The sequence below is a fragment of the Kocuria sp. U4B genome (genome assembly GCF_054875615.1).
In genome coordinates this window covers 1,170,346-1,190,541 of the sequence record NZ_CM142180.1, presented here as the reverse complement: position 1 = coordinate 1,190,541, position 20,196 = coordinate 1,170,346, and the positions used below count along the sequence as shown (strand labels likewise).

Below are 20,196 nucleotides of genomic sequence, written 5' to 3'. Positions count from 1 at the left end.
CGCAGGAAGGGCCCCCGGCGCACCGCGCCGGGGGCCCTTCCTCGTGCTCGGCCCTTCCTCGTGCCCGGTCCTTCCTCGTGGTCGGTCACCGCCCGTGGCCGGGGCGGGCTCGCCGTCAGGCGCGGACGGCCCGCGGGGCGCGCACCGCGTCGAGCACCAGCAGCAGCACGGCGCACCACACGAACCCGAAGCCCACCCAGCGCACGAACGGCATCCGCTCGCCGAGCACCAGCACGGCGAGGAGGAACTGCATGATCGGGGCCACGTACTGGATCATGCCGACCGTGCTCAGGGGCAGGCGGGTCGCGGCGACGCCGAAGAGGATCAGCGGCACGGCGGTGATCACGCCGGACGAGAGCAGCAGCAGGAAGTGCCCGGTCCCCTCCGTGGCGAGGCTCAGCCGGTCCCGGGCCGCCAGCGACCCGACGACGGCGGCGGCGACGGGGGCCAGGGCCAGCGTCTCGACCGTGAGCGTCACGATCGCCGGGTAGGCCCCGCCCACCATGTTCTTCACGAGCCCGTAGAAGCCGAAGGAGAACGCCAGGCCCAGCGACAGCCACGGCACCTCGCCGTAGAAGACCGCCATGACGACGACGGCGGCGAGGCCCACGCCCACGGCCGCCCACTGCAGCGGGCGCATCCGCTCGCGCAGCACGACCACGCCCAGCAGGACGGCCACCAGGGGGTTGATGAAGTAGCCCAGGGAGGCCTCCAGCGTGTTGCCCGTGGTCGTGGCGACCGTGTACAGGAACCAGTTGCTCCCCACGAGCAGGCCCGCCACGGTCAGGGCCCCGATCGTGCGGGGCGAGCGCAGCACCCGGCCCAGCGGGCCCAGCCCGCCGGTGAGGGCGAGCACGGCCAGGCAGAAGACGAGGGAGAACAGCACGCGCATCGCCACGATCTCCACCGGGGTGGCCGGCTCGAGGAGCACGAAGTAGAGGGGCAGCAGGCCCCAGATGCCGTAGGCGCCGAACCCGGACAGCAGTCCGGCCCGGGTCCTCGCCTGCGCGTCGGGACCCGGGCCGGGTGCGGTGTTGTATGCGGTCACGCTCGAGGGTACCGCCCGGGCTCAGAGCCCGAAGAACCGGCTGAAGAAGCCCTTCTTGCGCTCGGCCTGCTCCTCGCGCTCCTCGGCCGTCTCCTCGCCGTCCACCACGGGCTCCGCGGTGGCGCTGCCGGGGACACCGGGGCCGGCGACGACCTCGCGCTCGACCTCCCGCTCGGCGACGGGCTCCGCGACGGGCTCGGCCACCCGCTCGGGGGCGGCCGCCCGGGCCGGCTCCGCCCGGACGGGCTCGGGGCCGGGCACCACGGTGGTGCTCACCCGGCCGGGACGCACGTCGCGGTCCGAGGGCTCCTGGTCGAACGGCAGGTCGGCCTCGGCCGCCCCGGCGTAGGCCGCCGGCTGCTCCTCCGGCTCCCGCTCGGCCGGGCGCTCGGCGTGCTCGGTCTCCACGAAGTCCGGCACCTCGAGCGGCTCGGGCTGCTCCGGGGACGCCGGCACGGTCTCCTCGACCGGCGCGGCGGGCTGCGGGGCCGGCGCCTCGGCGGGCGCCGCGGCGCGCTGCGGCTCGGCCTCCCGGCGGGCGGCCGTGGCCTCCGCCGCCGCGCGGTCCTCGCGCAGGGTGGCGGCGCGGGCCCGGGCGTTCGCGGCGAGGTCCGCGAGGATCTCGGGGCCGACCGACGGCTCGGCCGGCTCCACGCCCGAGATCTGGTGGTCGTCGAACCAGAAGCGCTGGGCGCCGTCGGCGACGGTCACCACGCACGTGGCCTCGGTGTCCCACTCGATGTGGGCGCCGCGCAGCTTGGCGTAGGAGTCCACGGCCAGGTTGTGGTCCACGGCGGTGTCCGTGGTGAGGGCCTCCGCGATGACCCGCATCATCCGCTCCACGGTCAGCTCGGACAGCTCGAACTCGGGCCCCTCCAGCAGCAGCCACGCGGTCACCCCGCCGCCGGCGGTCGCCGGGTAGTGCGCGTAGATCCCCGTGACGGCCTTCGCCGCGAGGGTCAGGCGGCGGGCCAGGCCCTCCGCCACGGGCAGCTCGTCGGTGGACAGCTCCGCCACGCCCAGCCGGGTGCCGGCCTCCCGGGCCTGGACCGCGGCGGAGACCACGGCGGCGGGGAAGTGCCCCAGCTCCTGCCAGGACCAGATCCACGACCCGCGGGAGGCGGAGTCGGTGCCCAGCAGGTACGGGGTCAGGGTCACGGGGGGCTCGGTCTGCAGGGTGAACGCCGGCGCGGAGAAGTCGACGTCCCACCCGGCGCCCTGGGTCAGCTCGGCCAGCCTGGCCTGGTACTCGGTGGAGATGAAGATCGACTCGTCGATCAGGTCCTGCAGCGTTTTCGTCATGCGCCAAGGCTAGCAATTCTCCCGCGCGCCCCGGCGTCACCGCGGAAGCGCCCGGTGCGTCCCCGGCCCCCGGGACACGGGCCCGGCCCGGGGCGGGCGGCACCCGTTTCGGTAGGGTGGGCGCGAGGCGTGCGGACCGGCGCCGCCGTGCCCGGCCGCCCGCCCCCGCCCCGTGTCCACCCGATCCGAACAGGCCCCGTGCGGGCCGGGAACGAGCCACCGCATGAGCGAGAACCCCGCCGCTGCCACCTCCGGCCCCAGCCAGCAGGAGCTGCTCAACACCATCGGCTCGTGGGTGCTGTCGGTGCTGCGCACCGAGCCGGGGTGGGACCGGATGATCGTGGACCTCAAGGTCCAGGGCGAGCGCGTGCACCTGCGCGTGCGCGAGCAGCGCGGCGAGCAGGTGGTCCCTGGCACCGCGGGACCCGTCAAGGAGGACAGCGCCGTCATCCCCGCCGTCCGGCAGCTGCGGGAGCGCTCCTACCTGCCGGGCCGCGGGACCTGGTTCACCGCGACCGTCGCGATCCTCGCGCAGGGCTGGCCCGAACCCGCCTACCGGATCGGCGGGACCTACGACTTCGACGGCGAGCCCGGCACGTGGGGCACGGAGGGGCCCTACACGGCGCGGGACCTGCTCGAGCACCTGGAGCGGTTCCCGCGCACCCGGGCCCGGACTCCCGCGTGGGCGGGCGAGCTCGCGCGGCGGGACGGTGTGGAGCTGCCGGTGCTCGAGCCTGGCGCCGAGCGCGCGGCGGAGCGCGAGGGCGTGGTCCACCCCCTGGTGCGGGCCGCGATCGACCGGTTCGCGAGCGCCCCGGACGACGCCGGGATGATCGAGGTCGTCCGGCAGTGCATGGCGGGGTCCCTGCTGCTGGACGTCACGGCGAGCACCCTCGTCGAGGGTCCCGGCGGCGAGACCGTGGGCCCCGGCTCCCAGCTGCGGGTCCAGACGCTCGGCGAGGCGGACGGGACGCGCTCGCTGGCCGCCTACACCTCGGCCGCCGAGGCGCAGGCCATGTTCGAGCGCCACCACGAGGGCGGCGGGCAGCCCGTGCTGCTGCGCGAGCCCGCCGTGAAGGTCCTGCAGATGCTCGTGGACGACGCCCAGTACGACCATCTCGTGATCGACCCGGCGCGGCAGGGCTGCCGGATCGGGCGCCCCCAGGTGGAGTGGGCCATGCGCTCGCCCCGCAACGACGCCGTCAAGGCCGCGCTGCTCGACAACAGCATGCCGCAGCTGCTCGCGGGGCTGCTGGCCCCCGACGCGGTGCTGCTGCTCGGGGCCCGGGTGCGGGACGGGCGCGCGGTGCCCGTCTACGCGAAGCCGGAGGAGGAGGGCGCGGCCCCGGACACCCTGCTGCTGTTCACGTCCGCGGCGGAGATCGCCGCGCTGGACCCGGCGCTGGAGGTGCGCTCCGCGCCGTCGCGGCAGGCGCTGCGCTTCGCCCTCGACGCCGGGGCGAAGAAGATCTGCCTCAACGCCCGGCCCCCGGTGGCCACCCTGACGGCCGAGCAGCTGCGGGAGCTGCTCGCGCTGGTCGACCGGACCGCGGGGACGGACCCGGCCGCGGGCGCGGACCCGGCGACCGGCACGGAGAAGGACGCCGGCGGGGGCGCCGGACGCGGCTGAGCGGGGCCGCTCAGCCGGCGGGGAGCCCGCCGGCGGGCTCGCCCTCGGCGGCGAGGCAGCTCGCGCAGATGCCGCGGTAGACCACGTCGGCGGAGAGCATGCGCATCCCGTGGGCGTCGGAGGGCGTGAGGCAGGGCGTGCGGCCGACGGCGCAGTCGACGTCGGAGACCGCGCCGCAGCGCACGCAGTACGCGTGGTGGTGGTTGTCCTCGGTGCGGGTCTCGTACAGCGCCGGGGAGGCCGGCGGCTCGAACTTGCGCAGCATCCCGACGGCGGTGAGATCGGACAGCACCACGTACACGGACTGCACCGTGATCGTCGGCAGCACCTCGCGCACCGCCGCGACGACGTCCTCGGCGGTCGAGTGGGGACGGCGGTCGACCGCGTCGAGGACGGCCAGCCGCTGCTTGGTGACGCGGCGACCGGAGGAGCGCAGCCGGTCCGACCACGTCGCAGCCCGGCCGGAGTCCGCGGGTGCGGGACGATCCGTTGTCTGCATGCCCCCACCGTAGCGTTATCACGACGGACTCACAATAGCGAGGCGGGTCCTCCGGCGGCGGGCGGGATGGGCCCGGACACACGCTCGGAATAACCTGGGAACTGCCTGCGCGGACGGTGGAGCGGGAAGACGGCGCCCTCCGCCGCCGTTGTGCTGAGCGCAGACCCCACGCCACCGGCAGAAGGAGCCGTGCCCGTGATGCACCACCACAACAACGGACTCAAGACCGTCCTGCTGCTCGGCGGGATGTGGGCGGTGCTGCTCGCCATCGGCTGGGTCGTCGCGAGCAGCATGCGCAGCAGCCTCTTCATCTGGGTCTTCGCCCTGATCGGGCTGCTCTCGACCGCCTACAGCTACTGGAACAGCGACAAGATCGCCCTGCGCTCCATGCGGGCCATCCCCGTCACGGAGCAGCAGGCGCCGGGGTACTACCGGATCGTGCGGGAGCTCTCCCAGCGGGCGGACCGGCCGATGCCACGCCTGTACATCGCCCCCACGATGAGCCCGAACGCCTTCGCCACCGGGCGCGACCCGCAGAACGCGGCCGTGTGCGTCACCGAGGGGATCCTGCAGATCCTCGACGAGCGCGAGCTGCGCGGGGTGCTCGGCCACGAGCTGATGCACGTCTACAACCGGGACATCCTGACGTCGTCGATCGCCGCGGCCGTCGCCGGCATCATCACGTCCGCGGCCCAGGCCCTGCAGTTCGCGGCCATCTTCGGCGCCGGCCGGGGCGACGAGCGCGGCAACCCCCTGGTGGGGCTGCTCATGGCGTTCCTCGCGCCCGTCGCCGCCACCGTCATCCAGCTGGCCGTCTCCCGCACGCGCGAGTACGACGCCGACGAGGACGGCGCGCGGCTCACCGGCGACCCGCTGGCCCTGGCCTCGGCCCTGCGCAAGATCGAGATGGGCACGAGCGCCCGGCCGCTGGACCCGGCCGACCAGAAGCTGGTCAACACCTCCCACCTGATGATCTCCAACCCGTTCCGCGGCGGCGGGGTGGCGGGCCTCTTCCGCACCCACCCGCCGACGGCCGACCGGGTGGCGCGGCTCGAGGGCATGGCCGGCCTGCGCCGCTGACGCGCGCCCCGCCGAGGCGACGGCGCCCCTCACCACGGAAGGTGAGAGGCGCCGTCATCGTCGTCGGGGTCCGGGTTCCCCGGCCCGGGCGGGCGGCAGGTCAGGACCTGAAGGACACGTGCTTCTTCGACCCCTTGGCCGTGCAGACGATCACGTGCTTGCCGGTGCGGTCCGCCTTGTGCGCCGCCTCCGTGAAGTCGCTGGCCTCGCCCCCGCACAGGCGCGCGGCCCGGGCCGCGGCGCGCTTGATGCTCACGTTCTCCAGGACGACCTTCGTGCCGACGGCCACGTCGACCTTGCCGTCCGCCGCGGCCGCCGGCGTCACCCAGGCGCCGGCCACGAGCGCGCCGGACGTCAGCACCCCCACCGCTGTCCTCTTCCATGCCTTCACAGTTGCCCCCCGGCCGTGTGATCCAGTGTTACTAAAGATAAGGCGTGGACCCGCGGTATTCGCGACTGTGACGCCGATGGTGCGCGGCCGGAGGGGTGTCCGGGGAGCAGTGCCCGCGTCGGCGCTCGCTTCGGCACAGGTGGCCGTGGTTGCTCCGATCTTCGTCGCGCTTCCGGGCACAGGCAACGGGGCATTTCTGGGGGCTTCCGCGCTCACCGGCGTTCTGGCTTGCTGGAGGTACCGATGAACCGGTTCCTGCCGGCTCGCACGGATCCGCGCGTCGTGCAGTGTCGATGCGCGCGGGGGACGTGGGCGGCAGGTGGACGGTCGAGCACGACGGGCGCTCGTCCCTGACGGGCGGGTGTCCGGTCCATCCGATCCCTGGAGGCTGGTACCGATGACCACCCCGATGCACATCGCCCGCATCACCGACGCGCAGAGGATGGGCCGCCGCGCCGGATGGAACCACCGGATGCTGATGAACGACTTCGACCGGCCGGCCGGGCAGTGGAGCGCCCTCCTGGCGGCCATCCGCGTCAACCCCTGGGCACCCGGGGTGTACCCGCAGACCGACGTCACCGAGGACGAGGCGGCGGAGTACGCCGCGCAGTGGGAGCGCGGGTTCGGCGTCGGCGACAACGAGGCGCTGGCGCAGCTGCGCCGTCTCGCCGCCGTGCGACAGGCGCCCCACGCCGCCTGAGGCCGTGAGGACATGTCCCCGGGCGCCGGTGCCGCGCGGGCCGGCCGTGCTGGGGCAGGCTCCCGGAGCTTTCGCCGACCGGGGCGGACGGCCCGGATCAGCGGTCGTCGGCGAGCCGGGTCCGGGCGCTCGGCGGTTCCTGCCGACGCCTCCCGGCCGCGTGGTTCGGGGATTGCCGTGACTGTCCGTGGTGGGCCGGTGACCGGTCGTCCGCGGACTCGCTGCGGAGCCGGGCAGCCCGCGGATGCACGACCCCCAGGGGTCCGCCCGGTCCTCCTGCCGTCCGGGGACCGGTGGGCGCCCCACTCCTTGTGGGCTGCAGAGCGGACGCGCCCTGCATGGAAACGCGCACATACTGACCACCATGGGGGCCCTGCAAACATCGCTTTCGTTCTTGGACGCTCCGACCGGCGTCGCCTGCGTCTATGCCCTGGTGCTGCTGTGCGCTGTCGTCCTCGTCTATTACTTCCCTGTGCGAGCCGGTCTCCACTCCACTGCCGAGCACCGCGCTGCACCAGTGGGAGAGCCGGGCGAGGATGCCCCGGGCGCCCTCGACGACCTCCAGGGCGACCCGTGGCCGATCTACTGAACGGCCACGCGCACCCCAGGGGCCACCACCCGGTCCGCCCCTAGGTCGGGTTCCGGGAGCTGATCCGTCGTTGCCCGTCCGCCGGGGGAGTGGTTCACCGTGCCTTGCGTGACGACGAGGACGTGGTGGAGAAGCCCTGACGGTCCGCCGGGGGCCGCAGCCTGTGGTCGGGGCGGCGGAGCCGGCGCAGGCCACGGTGGCGCCTCGTCCCGGACCCGGGCCGACCACGCCGTCACCGTGGGCGTGCAGCGTCGAGATGTCACGCAGGGGGCTCAGGGGAGTGCGCCGCCATGGGTGCCGGATGCTCCGCGGTCGGTGTGCAGCAGCGGGCCACCGGGGGTGCTCCACGGACGGCACGGTGGAGGGCGAGTTCCCCGGGGCTGCGGCAGCCACGCCGTCGTCGGCGGCTCCATCCTCGGCCGGGCCGCAGAGCCCGTGAAAGGTCCGCCGGCCCGGTTCGGCCCAGGATGGCGGGGCCGAGTTCCACCGGAGCGCTCCGTCGGCCGATGTCGGCTCCTGCGGTCACGGCCCCGCCTCCCGGAGCCTCCGCGTGGACGTCCCACCGGGACGGCACCGACCAGGGGGCCAGTCGCCGGGTATGGCGAACGCCCGTCGCCACGAGCGGCGGGCCCTGCTGCGATCTCGTCGGAGCGCGCCCATGGCCCGTCTCCCACGGGGCCTTGGAGCCGGGTGCTGGTGGCCGCCACACGGCCCCGGGTCGCCCGCCGATGGTCCGGGGCGCCAGTCCCTGGAGCGCCCGTGCGGGGACGAGGAGACCGAGGGCGTGGCAGAGGGAAGCGCGACACCGGCGGGCGCGGGGCAGAAGAGTGGACAGCCGGGGCCACCTCAATAATTCACCATAGTTAACAGCATGGTCGGGGGGAATCGTAGGGGGCGTCGTGTCAGGGGAGTTCGCCGAGCCGTTCGCAGCGCGCAACACTGCGCACGGACCGAAGCACCGCATGTCCGGCAACGGACCGGGGGGCGCGGCGACGTCGCGTCGGGCCCTGCTCAGTGGCGGGGTGCTGCTCGCGGCCGTCACGGTCCTGGGGGGGCGCCTCCCGGCGCCCAGCGCGCCACCCCACGGGTTCGTGCTGTGGGGATCATCCTCCGCCGCCAGCCAGCTGGCCCGGCAGCACCCGCCCGGCTACCGCCCCGTGCGCATCGAGGGCCTGCTGTCCGAACTGCTCGACGTGCCCGGCACCACGCGGGCGGTCAGCGGTGACGTCTCGTGGCAGACCCTGTCGATGCGCAGCCACGACCACCCCTACGTCCTGGACCTGGCCTCCGGTACGGGGACCGGAAGCCTGCCGGGCCGGGGCTCGGTCACCGTGGCGAGCGCCGACGGGCGCGTGCCCGGCAGGTGCGGGCCGATCCCGGGCACGGTCGCAGGGGTGCGCTGCTCGATCCAGTCGGTGCCGGGCCGCAGCGGCGCGGTGCTCCTGCACCGCGACGTGCCGGGGGACGAGGTCGCGCTGGAGCCGGGCGCGGCCGTCCGGTGGCACACCGGCCTGGAGGAAGCCGACCGCGGCCGGCTGCACCTGCTGTGGATGGGCAAGAACAACATCGAGGACATTCCCCGGGTCCTCGCGGACACCGCGGCGACCCATGCCGTGGAGCCGGCCACCTCGGTGGTCATGGGCCAGTGGTGCACCTACACCGACCGGCGCGGCACGGTCGGCTGGGACCGGGTGCAGGAAGTCAACGCCGCCCACCGTCGCCGGTACGGGGCGCAGTACCACGACGTCATGGCCGACCTGCGCGATCCGGAGCTGTGGGACCTGCCTGCCCTGCGCCCGTACCGCATCGGTGCGTCGCGCCACGACCGGCGGTGGCTGGCGATGGGCCTGCCTCCGCGGTCGATCGTCGGCAGTGACCGCCGACATCTGAACGCGCTGGGCAACACCATCGTCGCCCACGGTCTCCACCGCTACCTCACCGGGCCGGGCGCGGAACTGGGCCTGCTCTCCGGCCAGCCGGGGAGCACGGTGCAGGCGCGGCTGCGGTGATCCGAGGAGCCGGCCGGCCGGCAAGGACACCGCCGGTGGAAGGGATCGCGCGGTGGGCGGGCGCCGGTGTCCGCCCCTCGGAACGGCAAGCACCCCCGGGCCGTGGAGCTGATCCCGGAGGCGGTGCCGCAGGAGTCCGCCGCGCCGAGGACCAGTGCGCTGTCGATGGCCGTGCAGAACCGCACCCCGGCGGCGGGGGACGGTGATCCCCTGCCGACCACGTCAGTGCAGATCGGCTCCCGGGCGTTCATCCAGCGGGCCGGGGAGTCCGGGCTCGTTCCCTCGAGGGGACCGATCGCTGGCTGCTGCGGCAACGGTCTCAGGGAGCGCTCCGGGTCGCGCGTGCCGGTCGAGCTGCTCGACCGGCACCGCTGGAGGGCGAGGCTCGAGCGGGCCAACGCGATCTCCGACCACCTCGGGAGCCGGCGCAGGCGCCACTGCGCGCTGGGCCGGGTCTCACCGGTTGCGTGCGAACGGGCGCACACCACCCTGGCCCAGGAATCCAGAAGCGGGACTCCACGGAACGGGACGCCACGGAACCCGCGTCACCCCGGTCCGGCCGACGGGGGTCGCTCCACTGCACGACCTCCGGCACTTGTCCGCCTCCGGGCCGACCGCGGAGGACACCACGCGCGGGGCTGCCGCCGGCCCCATGGGTCAGCAGGTTCTCGGAGCTCTTCCGGACTCCGCGCCGACTCCGGGAGAGTCCCGCGTCGCCGACCGGGGCTGATGCCCCGGATCAGCGGTAGTTGATGAACTGCAGGTCGACCTCGAGCTCCGAGCCCTTGAGCAGCGCGATGACGTCCTGCAGGTCGTCGCGGGACTTGGAGGAGACCCGCAGCTCGTCGCCCTGGATGGTCGCCTTGACGCCCTTGGGCCCTTCGTCGCGGATGAGCTTGGTGATCTTCTTCGCCTGGTCCTGGGCGATGCCCTCCTTGACGGACGCCTCGATGCGGTACTCCTTGCCGGAGGCGAAGGGCTCGCCGGCGTCGAGGGACTTCAGGGAGATCCCGCGCTTGACGAGCTTGGACTGGAAGACGTCCAGCACGGCGTTCACGCGCTCCTCGGAGTTCGCCTTCATGAGGATCTTCTCGCCGGAGAAGTCGATGTCGGCGCCGACGCCCTTGAAGTCGTACCGCTGGGCGATCTCCTTCTGCGCCTGGTTCAGGGCGTTGGACACCTCCTGCTTGTCGACCTTGCTGACGACGTCGAACGAGGAATCGCTGGCCATGCTGCCTCCTGTGCTGCGGGGATGCGGGCGGCCGGTGGGTGCCCGCCGGACTCGCCCTCCAGTTTACCGGGAGCGTCCCGTCACCGTTTCGTGACCTTCGCCCAAGGGTCCGTCCAGGTCGGCCTCCGAGGATGGCGGCATGAGCAGAGCGACGGATCCCGACGACGTGGTGCCCCGTTCCTCCCGGACCCGGCGCGGCCCCGCCGTCGCGGCGACCGCCCTGGCGGTCCTCCTGCTGACGGGCCTGGGCCTGTCCCCGGCCATGGCCACGGCCACCCTGACGGCGTCCCCGTACGGTGCCCCGGGCTCCGCGCCGACGGGGGCGGGAGAGCTGGACCCCGAGGTGGCGGAGCGGCTCGCGGGCGTGGCCCAGGACCTGGCGGAGGCCATCACCCACGGCGAGATCACCGAGCGCCAGGCCGCGGCGTTCCTCCAGCAGGTGAGCCGCAGGATCGCCGGCTGAGGGGTCGACGGCCGGGCCGACGGGCCCACCGCGGGGCGCGGCGGCAATTTCGCATCCCGCCCGATCTTCTGTACTGTTGAAGTGCTCCCGCACGCGGGGGCCGCCGCTGCCGGTCCGCGAGGCCCGGCAGTGCAACCCCGGCAGATTACCCGAGCGGCCAAAGGGGGCTGACTGTAAATCAGCTGGCAATGCCTACGGGGGTTCGAATCCCTCATCTGCCACGGGTGATGTCGCAGGACATCGCGAAGCACCCCGGACCACCGGTCCGGGGTGCTTCTGTCTTCCCGTGGCCCCGCAGCGCCGAGGCCACGCAGCGGCCGTGCCGCGGCGCCGGGGCCGTGCCCGCGCGGTCCCTCCCCTCCGGGACGCTGGGCCCCGTCGCGGCGCGGGCCGCCTCCTCGCCCGGGCGCGGCGCCTTCCGTCCGGTGAGGGGCGACGGCCCTGGTGGGGCCCGGAACCCCGGCGGTGACGGCCCCGACTGTGACGCGACGCTGTGCAAACACTGCGTTAACCGATGCGAACAGTATGAGATTTCCTATATGTTGGGGAGTGCAGCAGTCATCCGGGCACGGTTCAGCATCGCCGAGCTGACCGTGGGAACCCCCCGCACCGGATGACCGGCAGCACGACGACTCCTGCGACGGTCCCCGGTGCGCGCCCGGGACGCCATGGGTCGGTCTGCCGGGCGCTGCCGCCTGCGGGCGGGCCCAGGGGGCCGACACGGCTGAGGAGATACACCGACATGACTGCTGTGAAGAAATGGGTGGCCGCCGGTTCGTCGGCCGCTGTCCTGGCGGGAGGCCTGTTCCTGGGCACCCCGGCCGCCTACGCCGACACCTGCACCGCTCCCGGGGCCGGTACCACGGTGAGCAACCTGATCACCGCCGCCGACGAGCTCCACGACACGGGCGTGCACTTCAACTCCCTCGTGGCCGACGAGGGCGTCCTCGCGCAGCTCCAGGCCCAGCAGGCCGTGCTGGAGGACGCCATCGTGAACGACTCCACCCTCGACCGCGCCCAGGGTGCCTGGACCGCGATCGCGGACCTGCAGCAGTCCTACGCCGAGTCCACCGACGACCCGGCGGTCGACGACGCCTACGCGGCCTCCGCCGCCGCCGCGGCGAACTTCCAGGCCGTCGCCCTGGACGCCCGCGCCGAGGGCCTGGTGTTCATGGAGAACGGCGCCGACCTCGTGGCGCTGTTCGAGGCGAGCTGCGGCGGGCTGGCCCCGGCCGGCACCGTCGACTCGGGCGAGGACGACGGGAGCGGCACGGACACCGGCACCAACACCGGTCTGAACGTGGACACCGCCCAGGCCGAGGAGACCGACGCCGCCCCGCTGGCCGCCCTCCTGGCCGCCGGTGCCGCAGCCTCCGCCGCCGTGGCCCTGCGGATGCGCCGCCGCGCGCGCGTCTGATCCCACGATGCCGACCGCCCCGGTGCCGCTGCCCTGCGGCACCGGGGCATAGCATTGTCCCCGACCCCCACCCCTGCCCCAGGAGCCGTCCGCATGGATCCCGCACAGCCCACGGAACCGCCGGCGCGCCGCCCGCGCTGGGCCGCCCCCGCCGCGGCCCTGGGGGCGCTCGCGCTGGGCGCCGCCGTCCTCGTGGCCCAGCCCTGGGAGGGGGAGCCCTCCGCCGCCGACCCCGCGGCGCCGTCCGTGTCCGCGAGCCGGACGCCCGGCCCGGGCGGGACCTCGGCGACGACCGCGCCGGAGCCCCCGGGGGACGCGCCGCGGGCGGCCGCGCCCGTGGGGCTCAGCGTGCCGGACGCGGGCCTCGACGTCCCCGTCCTGCCGCTCACCCCCACCGAGCAGGACCTCGCCGCCCAGTCCCTGGTCCCGCCGGAGACGCCCGACGGCTACTGGCTCACCCCGTACGGCACGCCCGGCGCGGGCTCCCGGAACACCACCTACATCGCCGGGCACAGCTTCGAGGGCCGCGAGGCCCCCTTCAACGCCCTGAGCGACCCGTCCCTGATCGGCAGCGAGGTCCAGGTCCGCACGGAGACCGGGACGGTGGACTACGTGGTGGACTCCGTGGTCACCCACGACAAGGACACCCTCAAGGACAGCGACATCTGGAACGTCGTGCCCAACCGGCTGGTGATCATCAGCTGCTACACCGAGGACCTGTGGGGCCGCAACGTCGTCGTCACGGCGTCCCCCGCCCGCTGACCCGGATCCCCTGAGCCGGCGGGGCCGGCTCAGCCCAGTGCCGAGCGCACGCGCGGGAGCACCTCCGTCCCGAGCAGGGCGATCGCGTCGATCGTCAGGGGGTGCGGGACCCCGCCGGCGTCCATCCGCAGCAGCAGCCGCTCGTGCCCCAGGGCACGCTGCTGGGCCACGATCTTCGCCACGACCTCGTCGACGTCGCCCACCACGAGGGACCCCTCGGGGGCGCACTCCCGGTCGTACTCCGCCCGGCTCCAGCGCGGGTCCTCCGGCACGATGGGCCCGTGGCTGCGGGCGCCGGCGGCGAAGTACGGATAGCTCGCCTCCCGTGCCTGCTCCGTGGTGCGGGCCACGAACCCGGGCACGTTGAGGCTCACCGGTGTGGCGGTGTCGCGGCCGAACTCGCCGAGGGACCGGCGGTAGACGGCCACCGTCTCCACCGCCTCGGCGTACGGGCCGTGGGTGCGCAGCAGGGCCAGGGGGAGGCCGAGCGCGGCGGCGCGCACGACGGAGCGCAGGTTCCCGGAGGAGGCGACCCACAGGGGCAGCCCCTCCTGGAGGGGCCGCGGCTCGATGTCCAGCTCCGCGGCGTGGCGGGTGAGGGCGCCGTCGAAGGTGACGGGGCTCGTCTCGAGCACCTGCAGCAGCTGCAGCAGCTTCTCCTCGAACAGGGCGTCGGGGTCCTGGCCCCCGAGCCCCAGCGCCCGCAGCACCCTCTCGGACGCCCCCCGGCCCACGATCATCTCGGCGCGCCCGCCCGAGATGTTGTCCAGCATGGCGATCTGCTCGTAGAGCCGCACGGGGTCACCGGCCGGGAGCACGGAGACGGCGGTGGTCAGCCGCAGCCGCCGGGTGCGCCCGGCGATCGCGGACAGCAGCACCACGGGGGAGGCCGCCACCACGTCCGTGCCGTGGTTCTCCCCGACGCCCATCACGGCCAGCCCGGCGTCCTCGGCGGCCTCGGCCTGCTCGATGATGTCCCGCAGGCGCTGCCGGCTGTCCGGGCGGGCGCCCGAGACGGGATCCGGGGCGACCTCGCCCAGGGAGAAGATGCCGATCTCGAAGCTCATGGCGCCTCCGAACGCGGGTCCGGTCTCCAGTCTAGGGAGCGCGCCCCGCGCCCGGCGGGCCGGCCTTGTGCCACGAGTGAAATGCTGTGCCCGCGCGCGGCCCGGCGCCTACGCTGGAGGCATGGCTACCGTTGACATCACCCAGGACACCCTGGGCCAGACCATCGCCGAGAACGACATCGTCCTGCTCGACTGGTGGGCCGACTGGTGCGGCCCCTGCAAGCAGTTCGCCCCCACCTACGAGGCGGCCTCGGAGAAGCACTCGGACGTCGTGTTCGGGAAGGTCGACACCGAGGACCAGCAGATGCTCGCCGCGTCCGCGCAGATCTCCTCGATCCCCACCCTGATGGCCTTCCGCGAGGGCATCCTCGTCTTCTCCCAGCCGGGCGCGCTGCCCGCCTCCGCCCTCGAGCAGGTGATCGACGCCGTCAAGGGCCTCGACATGGAGGAGGTCCGCGCCGAGGTCGCCAAGCAGTCCCCGGACGCGCCGGGCGCCTGAGCGGCACCCGCCCCCGGACGACGGCGGCGCCCCTCACCTTCGGCGGTGAGGGGCGCCGCCGTCGTCCGCGGCCGGGACGGGCTCAGACGACGCCGGTGACGCCGAGCAGCGAGCCGATGGCGAACGTGGCGACCAGGGCGAGCGCCCCGCCCACCACCATGCGCAGGGCCGCGCGGCCCCGCTGGGGGGCCTCGCCGAGCCTGGCGCCCAGCCAGCCGGTGAGGCCGAGCGCGGCGAGCACGGCGACGAACGTCACCGGGATCCGCCACACGTCGGGCGGGAGGAGGATGGCGAGCATGGGCAGCAGGGCCCCGAGGAAGAAGGACAGCGCGGAGGCGACCGCGGCGTTCCACGGGCTGACGACGTCCTCCTCGCTGATGTTCAGCTCGGCGTCGAGGTGCGCGGCGAGGGCGTCGTGCGCGGTGAGCTCCCGGGCCACCCGGTGGGCGGTCTCGGCGGACAGGCCCTTGGCCTCGTAGATCCCCGCGAGCTCCTCGAGCTCGGCCTCGGGCATCTCCGCCAGCTCCCGCCTCTCCTTGGCGATCAGGGCCCGCTGGGAGTCCGACTGGCTGGAGACCGACACGTACTCGCCCTGGGCCATGGACAGGGCCCCGCCCACCAGGGCCGCGGTCCCGGCGACGAGGATCGCGCCGGTGCTCGTCGTGGCACCGGCCACGCCCACCACGACCGCGGCGACCGAGACGATGCCGTCGTTGGCGCCGAGCACCCCGGCGCGCAGCTTGTTCATCCGCTCGGTGTAGCCGGTGGCGTGGGGCTCGGTGAGGAGGTGGTCCTGGGTCATGGCACCATTCAACGCCCGTGGGCGGGACCGTGCCAGCAAGGACAGGATTGCCTCACCTGCCCGGGGGCTCACCGCCTCCGGTGGTCCTCCGGGTGCAGCCGCGGCGCGAACGACGGCTTGCGGAAGCCCGAGGCGCGCAGCAGCCGCACGACCCGCTGCCGGTCGCCCCGCCACGGCTCGAGCAGCTCGAGCATCCGGCGGTCGTCGCCGGGGCGGCGGTCGAAGAACCAGCACACCCACGTGGCGAGGTGGAAGTCGAAGACGCTCACCGAGTCCGGGTCCCCGTGCGTGCACTGGACGATCTCGGCGACCGTCCACGGCCCCAGGCCGGGGATCGAGCGCAGGCCGCGGTGCAGGTCCGCGTCCAGCGGCGCCCGGCCCAGCCGCTCCAGGGCCGCCGCCCGCTCGGCGACGCGCCGCACCGTGGCCGCACGGGCGCCGTCGACCCCGGCGCGGTGCCACTCCCACACGGGCACGGCCGCCCACGCCCCGGCGGTCGGCGGGACGCGCATCCCGCCGGGGGCGGGCCCCGGGGCGGGTTCGCCGTACCGGCGCACGAGCTGCCGGTGGGCGGCCACGGCCTCCCGGACCGTGACGCGCTGCTCCAGCACCGAGACCACGGCGCGGTCCAGGACCCGCCCCGTGGAGGGCAGCCGCAGCCCGGGGTGGTGGTGCCGGGCGGCGAGCAGCCGGTGGGGCAGGGCGCGGAAGGCCTCGGAGGCCTCGAAGCGCGCCCAGGAGTCCTCCGCCCCGGCCCAGCGCGGGGCCTCCGCCAGGAACTGCTCGGCCCCCGGGCCCCACGTGCGCACGAGCACGGGACGGTGCAGCGGGGACCCCGTCCCGGCGCGGGAGAAGCGCGCCGAGACCGGCCCGGCGGCGGTGCGGGCCACGACCCACACGACGTCGGGGGCGAGCACCCGCACCAGGGGGTCCGCGGCGCCGCGGGAGAGCACCCCGAGGGTCTGGCCCAGGTGCACGGGACCGTCCGGGTCCCAGACGAGCTCGCCGTCCGCGGCCGGGCGCGCGGGCGCGGCCGGCGCGGGGGAGGCGGAGGAGGGCATGAGACCATGATGGCAGTCCTGTCCGACGTCCGTGCGCCCCCGGACGTTCCCCGAGGAAGCCCCGGAGAAGCCCCGCGCCATGCCCGCCACCGCCCTCCCGCGCCCCGCGGCCCCCGCGACCGCCCCGGGCCGCGGGGCGCGCCTGCTGCCGGTGGCCGTGGGCGTCCTCGTGCTGGTCCTCTACCTCTGGTGGTCGCTGCTGCAGTGGCACCGCTGGGAGGTGCCGTCCTGGGACCTGGGCATCTTCACGCAGCTCGCGAAGTCCTACGCCGCCGGCGAGGGTCCCCGCGTGGACATCAAGGGCCACGGCTACAACCTGCTGGGCGACCACTTCCACCCGCTGCTGGTCCTGCTCGGGCCGGTCTACGCGCTGTTCCCCTCGGCCCTGACGCTGCTCGTGGTCCAGGACGTGCTCGTGGCCGTCTCGGCGTGGGCCCTGACCCGGTGCGCGGTGCGCGCCCTCGGGGCTGCGCCGGGCACCGCGCTGGGCCTCGCCTACGGGCTGAGCTTCGGGGTGCAGGCGGCCGTGGCCGTGCAGTTCCACGAGGTGGCCTTCGCCCTGCCCCTGCTCGCGCTGTCCCTGGGCGCGCTCGTGGAGCGGCGCTGGACGGGCGCGGCGGCGTGGGCCGCGCCCGTCGCGTTCGTCAAGGAAGACCTCGGCGTCACGGTCGCCGTGCTCGGGCTCGTCCTGGCCTGGCGCGCGCGCCGGGAGGCCCCCGGGGACCGCCGCGCGGCGGCACTGGGATTCGTGCTCGCGGCCTGGGGCGCGGCGTGGTCCGTCCTCGCCGTGGCCGTGGTGCTGCCCGCCCTCAACCCCGCGGGGGAGTTCGCCTACGCCGACCGGCTCGACGCCGGGGCCGCGCTCGCCGACCCGCTGGCCGCCGTGGTCTCCCTCGTCGTGCCCGCGCAGAAGGCCCTGACCTGGCTGACCACGCTGCTCGTGGGCGTGGGGGTCGTGCTCCGCTCGCCGCTGGCGCTCGTGGCCCTGCCGACCCTGCTGTGGCGGATGCTCTCCCCGAACCACGGCTACTGGGGCACGGAGTGGCACTACAACGCCGTGGTCATGCCGGTCGTGCTCGCCGCCCTGGTCGACGCGGTGCTCCGGCTGCGCCGCGGCCCGCACCGGCCGCTGCGGCGCGCGGCCCGGGCCGCCCCGTGGGCGGCCCTCGCCGTCGCGCTCCTGCTGGTCCCCGGCCGCCCGCTCGGCGACCTCGCCGACCCGGCCGCCTACCGGGCGGACCCGCGGGCCGCGGCCAAGGCCGCGGTCGTCGCGGCCCTGCCCCAGGGGGCCAGCGTGAGCACGGACCTGACGCTGCTCCACCACCTGGTGCCCACCACGGACGTGCACTGGATCGGCAACGCGGGGGACCCGCCCCCCGACTACGTGGTGGTGGACCGGATGGGCGCCGCGTGGGGCGGCAACCCGCCCGGGGACGTCGCCGCGTACGCGACGGAGGCCTACGGCGCGCCCTACGCCGTCGTGCGTGACGAGGAGCACCTCGTGGTCGTGCGGCGGCAGGGCTGAGCCGGGCCCCCCGTGCGATAGACTGACAGGACCGAATCCGGTCACTCCCTCACTTTCTCGTGCAACGCGATGCCGCTCCAGGCGCATCGTGTTCGGCCGCGCCGCGCGCGCGCCGTGTCCGACGCTCCCGCCGCAGGCGGGAACCCAGTGGTTGGCAGGGACGTCCGGACACCCACCGTGGCCGCAGCCCCCGGCACCCCACCCGGTACCGCCCGGGCCGCCACCCGCACAGAACGAGGAACCTGCATGTCCGACACCCCCGCCACCCCCGAGACCGCCGACGAGCCCACCACCACGTTCGCCGACCTCGGCATCGACCCCCGCGTGCTCTCCGCCGTCGAGGACCTCGGCTACGAGACGCCCACGCCGATCCAGGAAGCCACCATCCCGGTGCTGCTCCGGGGCAACGACGTCGTGGGCCTGGCCCAGACCGGCACCGGCAAGACCGCCGCGTTCGCGATCCCCGCCCTGTCCCGGCTCGCCGAGCTCGCCGACGTCAACGGCGTCTCCCGCGACACCCAGGTGCTCGTGCTCGCCCCGACCCGCGAGCTCGCCCTCCAGGTCGGCGAGGCGTTCTCCTCCTACGCCACCCACCTCGAGGACTTCACCGTCCTGCCCGTCTACGGCGGCTCGCCCTACGGCCCCCAGCTGGCCGGCCTGCGCCGCGGCGCCCAGGTCGTCGTCGGCACTCCCGGGCGCGTGATCGACCACCTCAAGAAGGGCTCCCTGGACCTGTCCCACCTGCAGTACGTGGTCCTCGACGAGGCCGACGAGATGCTGCGCATGGGCTTCGCCGAGGACGTCGAGGAGATCCTCTCCCAGACGCCCGTCGAGAAGCAGGTCGCCCTGTTCTCCGCGACCATGCCTCCCGCCATCCGCAAGATCGCCAAGCAGTACCTGCGCGACCCGCAGGAGATCGCGGTCAAGGGCAAGACCACGACCGGCACGAACACCCGCCAGCGCTACCTGCAGGTGATGGGCTCCCACAAGATGGAGGCCATGACCCGCATCCTCGAGGTCGGCGACTACGACGGCGTCATCGTCTTCGTGCGCACCAAGGCCGCCACGGAGGAGGTCGCCGACCGGCTCAAGAGCCGCGGCTACACCGCCGCCGCCATCAACGGCGACATCCCGCAGAACATGCGCGAGCGCACCGTCGAGGCCCTGCGCGACGGCAAGATCGACATCCTCGTGGCCACCGACGTCGCCGCCCGCGGCCTCGACGTCGAGCGGATCTCCCTCGTGGTCAACTACGACATCCCCCACGACACCGAGTCCTACGTGCACCGGATCGGGCGCACCGGCCGCGCCGGGCGCTCCGGCGAGGCCATCCTGTTCATGACCCCCCGGGAGAAGTACCTGCTGCGGGCCATCGAGAAGGCCACCCGCCAGCCGGTGGAGCTCATGCGCATGCCCTCCACCGAGGACGTGAACCAGACCCGCAAGGACCGGTTCGCGCAGCAGATCACCGACACCATGGAGTCCGAGGACCTCACCCAGTTCCGCGAGCTCGTGGAGCAGTACCAGGACGAGCACGACGTCGACGCGGTGGAGATCGCCGCCGCGATCGCCGTGATGGCCCAGGACGGGCGGCCCTTCTTCGTGGAGGAGCTCCCCGAGCCGGTCCAGCGCACCCGCGACCGCGACCGCGGCCGGGACGGCGACGAGCGCCCGCGCCGGGAGCCGCGCGTGGAGAAGGGCATGGCCACCTACCGGCTGGCCGTCGGCCACCGCCACCGCGTCTCGCCCGGCTCCGTCGTGGGCGCCCTCACCAACGAGGGCGGCCTGAGCGGCGGCCAGATCGGCGCGATCGACATCCGCTCCACCCACACCCTCGTGGGCCTGCCCGAGAACCTGCCCGCCTCGACCCTGGACCGCCTCGCCGGCACCCGGATCAACGGCGAGCTGATCCACCTCGAGGCCGACCACGGCCCGGCCGCCGGAGGGCGTCCCCGCCCGAAGGGCACCTCCTCCTACCAGGACCGGCCGCGCCGCAACGCCCCCGCCCGCGGCGGGGAGTCCCGTGGCGGGGAGTCCCGCGGCGGCTACCAGGGCAAGCGGGCCGACCGCGACGGCGACCGGCCCTTCCGCAAGCCGCGCCAGAAGAAGTACTGACCCGGC

At 74.6% G+C, this 20,196-nt stretch carries 19 protein-coding genes and 1 tRNA gene; 12 read left to right on the top strand and 8 right to left on the bottom strand.

Translation table 11 applies throughout. The features are described from left to right. Positions 1-115 precede the first annotated feature (115 nt). Both rarD and ACYSMR_RS05640 read right to left on the bottom strand, forming a co-directional pair. Positions 116-1,048, bottom strand: coding sequence for an EamA family transporter RarD (gene rarD, locus ACYSMR_RS05645; protein WP_251332882.1), 933 nt, complete (start codon positions 1,046-1,048; stop codon positions 116-118). Between the two features lie 21 nt (positions 1,049-1,069). Beyond that, positions 1,070-2,350, bottom strand: a complete 1,281-nt coding sequence (locus ACYSMR_RS05640) for a DUF6882 domain-containing protein (RefSeq protein ID WP_461747614.1) — start codon at positions 2,348-2,350, stop codon at positions 1,070-1,072. A 223-nt stretch (positions 2,351-2,573) separates the two neighbouring features. On the opposite strand from ACYSMR_RS05640, the gene ACYSMR_RS05635 reads away from it, so the two are divergent. Continuing rightward, positions 2,574-3,980 (top strand): SseB family protein, encoded by a 1,407-nt coding sequence (locus ACYSMR_RS05635; protein ID WP_461747613.1) that lies wholly within the window; start codon positions 2,574-2,576, stop codon positions 3,978-3,980. A gap of 10 nt (positions 3,981-3,990) precedes the next feature. On the opposite strand, the gene ACYSMR_RS05630 is transcribed toward ACYSMR_RS05635, so the two are convergent. Continuing rightward, positions 3,991-4,479, bottom strand: coding sequence for a Fur family transcriptional regulator (locus ACYSMR_RS05630; protein WP_461747612.1), 489 nt, complete (start codon positions 4,477-4,479; stop codon positions 3,991-3,993). Positions 4,480-4,677: 198 nt separating this feature from the next. Here ACYSMR_RS05630 and htpX point away from each other — a divergent pair, with 198 nt between their 5' ends. After that, a complete protein-coding gene (htpX, locus tag ACYSMR_RS05625) occupies positions 4,678-5,559 on the top strand; it encodes a zinc metalloprotease HtpX (protein WP_251333011.1) in 882 nt (293 codons plus the stop codon). A 100-nt stretch (positions 5,560-5,659) separates the two neighbouring features. On the opposite strand, the gene ACYSMR_RS05620 is transcribed toward htpX, so the two are convergent. Further along, on the bottom strand, positions 5,660-5,920 hold the full coding sequence (locus ACYSMR_RS05620; protein ID WP_461747611.1) for a hypothetical protein: 261 nt from the start codon (positions 5,918-5,920) through the stop codon (positions 5,660-5,662). A gap of 427 nt (positions 5,921-6,347) precedes the next feature. Here ACYSMR_RS05620 and ACYSMR_RS05615 point away from each other — a divergent pair, with 427 nt between their 5' ends. The 3 genes from ACYSMR_RS05615 (at position 6,348) to ACYSMR_RS05605 (ending at position 9,248) form a co-directional block, all read left to right on the top strand. Further along, positions 6,348-6,650 (top strand): hypothetical protein, encoded by a 303-nt coding sequence (locus ACYSMR_RS05615; RefSeq protein ID WP_461747610.1) that lies wholly within the window; start codon positions 6,348-6,350, stop codon positions 6,648-6,650. Positions 6,651-7,014: 364 nt separating this feature from the next. Further along, a complete protein-coding gene (locus ACYSMR_RS05610; protein ID WP_461747609.1) occupies positions 7,015-7,239 on the top strand; it encodes a hypothetical protein in 225 nt (74 codons plus the stop codon). A gap of 962 nt (positions 7,240-8,201) precedes the next feature. After that, entirely contained in the window at positions 8,202-9,248 is a 1,047-nt protein-coding gene (locus tag ACYSMR_RS05605) for a hypothetical protein (protein ID WP_461747608.1), read from the top strand. 739 nt (positions 9,249-9,987) lie between these two features. Here ACYSMR_RS05605 and ACYSMR_RS05600 read toward each other — a convergent pair. Next, positions 9,988-10,479, bottom strand: a complete 492-nt coding sequence (locus ACYSMR_RS05600) for a YajQ family cyclic di-GMP-binding protein (protein ID WP_251332890.1) — start codon at positions 10,477-10,479, stop codon at positions 9,988-9,990. A gap of 139 nt (positions 10,480-10,618) precedes the next feature. Between ACYSMR_RS05600 and ACYSMR_RS05595 the strand changes: the two genes are divergently transcribed. The 4 genes from ACYSMR_RS05595 (at position 10,619) to ACYSMR_RS05580 (ending at position 13,121) form a co-directional block, all read left to right on the top strand. Further along, positions 10,619-10,942 carry a hypothetical protein gene (locus tag ACYSMR_RS05595; protein ID WP_461747607.1) on the top strand — a complete coding sequence of 108 codons (324 nt, stop codon included), beginning with the start codon at positions 10,619-10,621 and terminating at the stop codon, positions 10,940-10,942. A gap of 139 nt (positions 10,943-11,081) precedes the next feature. Beyond that, positions 11,082-11,163: transfer RNA gene (locus ACYSMR_RS05590), tRNA-Tyr, on the top strand. A 521-nt stretch (positions 11,164-11,684) separates the two neighbouring features. Beyond that, a complete protein-coding gene (locus ACYSMR_RS05585) occupies positions 11,685-12,359 on the top strand; it encodes a hypothetical protein (protein ID WP_461747606.1) in 675 nt (224 codons plus the stop codon). A 93-nt stretch (positions 12,360-12,452) separates the two neighbouring features. Continuing rightward, positions 12,453-13,121, top strand: a complete 669-nt coding sequence (locus ACYSMR_RS05580) for a class F sortase (protein WP_251332905.1) — start codon at positions 12,453-12,455, stop codon at positions 13,119-13,121. Positions 13,122-13,150: 29 nt separating this feature from the next. On the opposite strand, the gene ACYSMR_RS05575 is transcribed toward ACYSMR_RS05580, so the two are convergent. Next, positions 13,151-14,188 carry an LLM class flavin-dependent oxidoreductase gene (locus tag ACYSMR_RS05575; protein ID WP_461747605.1) on the bottom strand — a complete coding sequence of 346 codons (1,038 nt, stop codon included), beginning with the start codon at positions 14,186-14,188 and terminating at the stop codon, positions 13,151-13,153. Positions 14,189-14,309: 121 nt separating this feature from the next. Here ACYSMR_RS05575 and ACYSMR_RS05570 point away from each other — a divergent pair, with 121 nt between their 5' ends. After that, entirely contained in the window at positions 14,310-14,687 is a 378-nt protein-coding gene (locus tag ACYSMR_RS05570; RefSeq protein ID WP_251332907.1) for a thioredoxin family protein, read from the top strand. An 82-nt stretch (positions 14,688-14,769) separates the two neighbouring features. On the opposite strand, the gene ACYSMR_RS05565 is transcribed toward ACYSMR_RS05570, so the two are convergent. Further along, positions 14,770-15,489 carry a VIT1/CCC1 transporter family protein gene (locus ACYSMR_RS05565; RefSeq protein ID WP_461747604.1) on the bottom strand — a complete coding sequence of 240 codons (720 nt, stop codon included), beginning with the start codon at positions 15,487-15,489 and terminating at the stop codon, positions 14,770-14,772. Between the two features lie 68 nt (positions 15,490-15,557). Continuing rightward, a complete protein-coding gene (locus ACYSMR_RS05560) occupies positions 15,558-16,550 on the bottom strand; it encodes a DNA-3-methyladenine glycosylase family protein (RefSeq protein ID WP_461747603.1) in 993 nt (330 codons plus the stop codon). A 79-nt stretch (positions 16,551-16,629) separates the two neighbouring features. On the opposite strand from ACYSMR_RS05560, the gene ACYSMR_RS05555 reads away from it, so the two are divergent. Both ACYSMR_RS05555 and ACYSMR_RS05550 read left to right on the top strand, forming a co-directional pair. After that, positions 16,630-18,075 (top strand): DUF2079 domain-containing protein, encoded by a 1,446-nt coding sequence (locus tag ACYSMR_RS05555; protein WP_461747602.1) that lies wholly within the window; start codon positions 16,630-16,632, stop codon positions 18,073-18,075. A gap of 246 nt (positions 18,076-18,321) precedes the next feature. Continuing rightward, complete coding sequence (locus ACYSMR_RS05550) at positions 18,322-20,190, top strand: DEAD/DEAH box helicase (RefSeq protein WP_461747601.1); 1,869 nt, start codon at positions 18,322-18,324, stop codon at positions 20,188-20,190. The last annotated feature ends 6 nt before the right edge of the window (positions 20,191-20,196 follow it).

What these genes read in the sequence shown, in the direction of transcription:
- ACYSMR_RS05640 (WP_461747614.1), bottom strand. Translation starts at nt 2,350, where the DNA reads ATGACGAAAACGCTGCAGGACCTGATCGACGAGTCGATCTTCATCTCC.
- ACYSMR_RS05635 (WP_461747613.1), top strand. Translation starts at nt 2,574, where the DNA reads ATGAGCGAGAACCCCGCCGCTGCCACCTCCGGCCCCAGCCAGCAGGAG.
- ACYSMR_RS05630 (WP_461747612.1), bottom strand. Translation starts at nt 4,479, where the DNA reads ATGCAGACAACGGATCGTCCCGCACCCGCGGACTCCGGCCGGGCTGCG.
- htpX (WP_251333011.1), top strand. Translation starts at nt 4,678, where the DNA reads ATGCACCACCACAACAACGGACTCAAGACCGTCCTGCTGCTCGGCGGG.
- ACYSMR_RS05615 (WP_461747610.1), top strand. Translation starts at nt 6,348, where the DNA reads ATGACCACCCCGATGCACATCGCCCGCATCACCGACGCGCAGAGGATG.
- ACYSMR_RS05610 (WP_461747609.1), top strand. Translation starts at nt 7,015, where the DNA reads ATGGGGGCCCTGCAAACATCGCTTTCGTTCTTGGACGCTCCGACCGGC.
- ACYSMR_RS05605 (WP_461747608.1), top strand. Translation starts at nt 8,202, where the DNA reads ATGTCCGGCAACGGACCGGGGGGCGCGGCGACGTCGCGTCGGGCCCTG.
- ACYSMR_RS05600 (WP_251332890.1), bottom strand. Translation starts at nt 10,479, where the DNA reads ATGGCCAGCGATTCCTCGTTCGACGTCGTCAGCAAGGTCGACAAGCAG.
- ACYSMR_RS05595 (WP_461747607.1), top strand. Translation starts at nt 10,619, where the DNA reads ATGAGCAGAGCGACGGATCCCGACGACGTGGTGCCCCGTTCCTCCCGG.
- ACYSMR_RS05585 (WP_461747606.1), top strand. Translation starts at nt 11,685, where the DNA reads ATGACTGCTGTGAAGAAATGGGTGGCCGCCGGTTCGTCGGCCGCTGTC.
- ACYSMR_RS05580 (WP_251332905.1), top strand. Translation starts at nt 12,453, where the DNA reads ATGGATCCCGCACAGCCCACGGAACCGCCGGCGCGCCGCCCGCGCTGG.
- ACYSMR_RS05575 (WP_461747605.1), bottom strand. Translation starts at nt 14,188, where the DNA reads ATGAGCTTCGAGATCGGCATCTTCTCCCTGGGCGAGGTCGCCCCGGAT.
- ACYSMR_RS05570 (WP_251332907.1), top strand. Translation starts at nt 14,310, where the DNA reads ATGGCTACCGTTGACATCACCCAGGACACCCTGGGCCAGACCATCGCC.
- ACYSMR_RS05565 (WP_461747604.1), bottom strand. Translation starts at nt 15,489, where the DNA reads ATGACCCAGGACCACCTCCTCACCGAGCCCCACGCCACCGGCTACACC.
- ACYSMR_RS05560 (WP_461747603.1), bottom strand. Translation starts at nt 16,550, where the DNA reads ATGCCCTCCTCCGCCTCCCCCGCGCCGGCCGCGCCCGCGCGCCCGGCC.
- ACYSMR_RS05555 (WP_461747602.1), top strand. Translation starts at nt 16,630, where the DNA reads ATGCCCGCCACCGCCCTCCCGCGCCCCGCGGCCCCCGCGACCGCCCCG.
- ACYSMR_RS05550 (WP_461747601.1), top strand. Translation starts at nt 18,322, where the DNA reads ATGTCCGACACCCCCGCCACCCCCGAGACCGCCGACGAGCCCACCACC.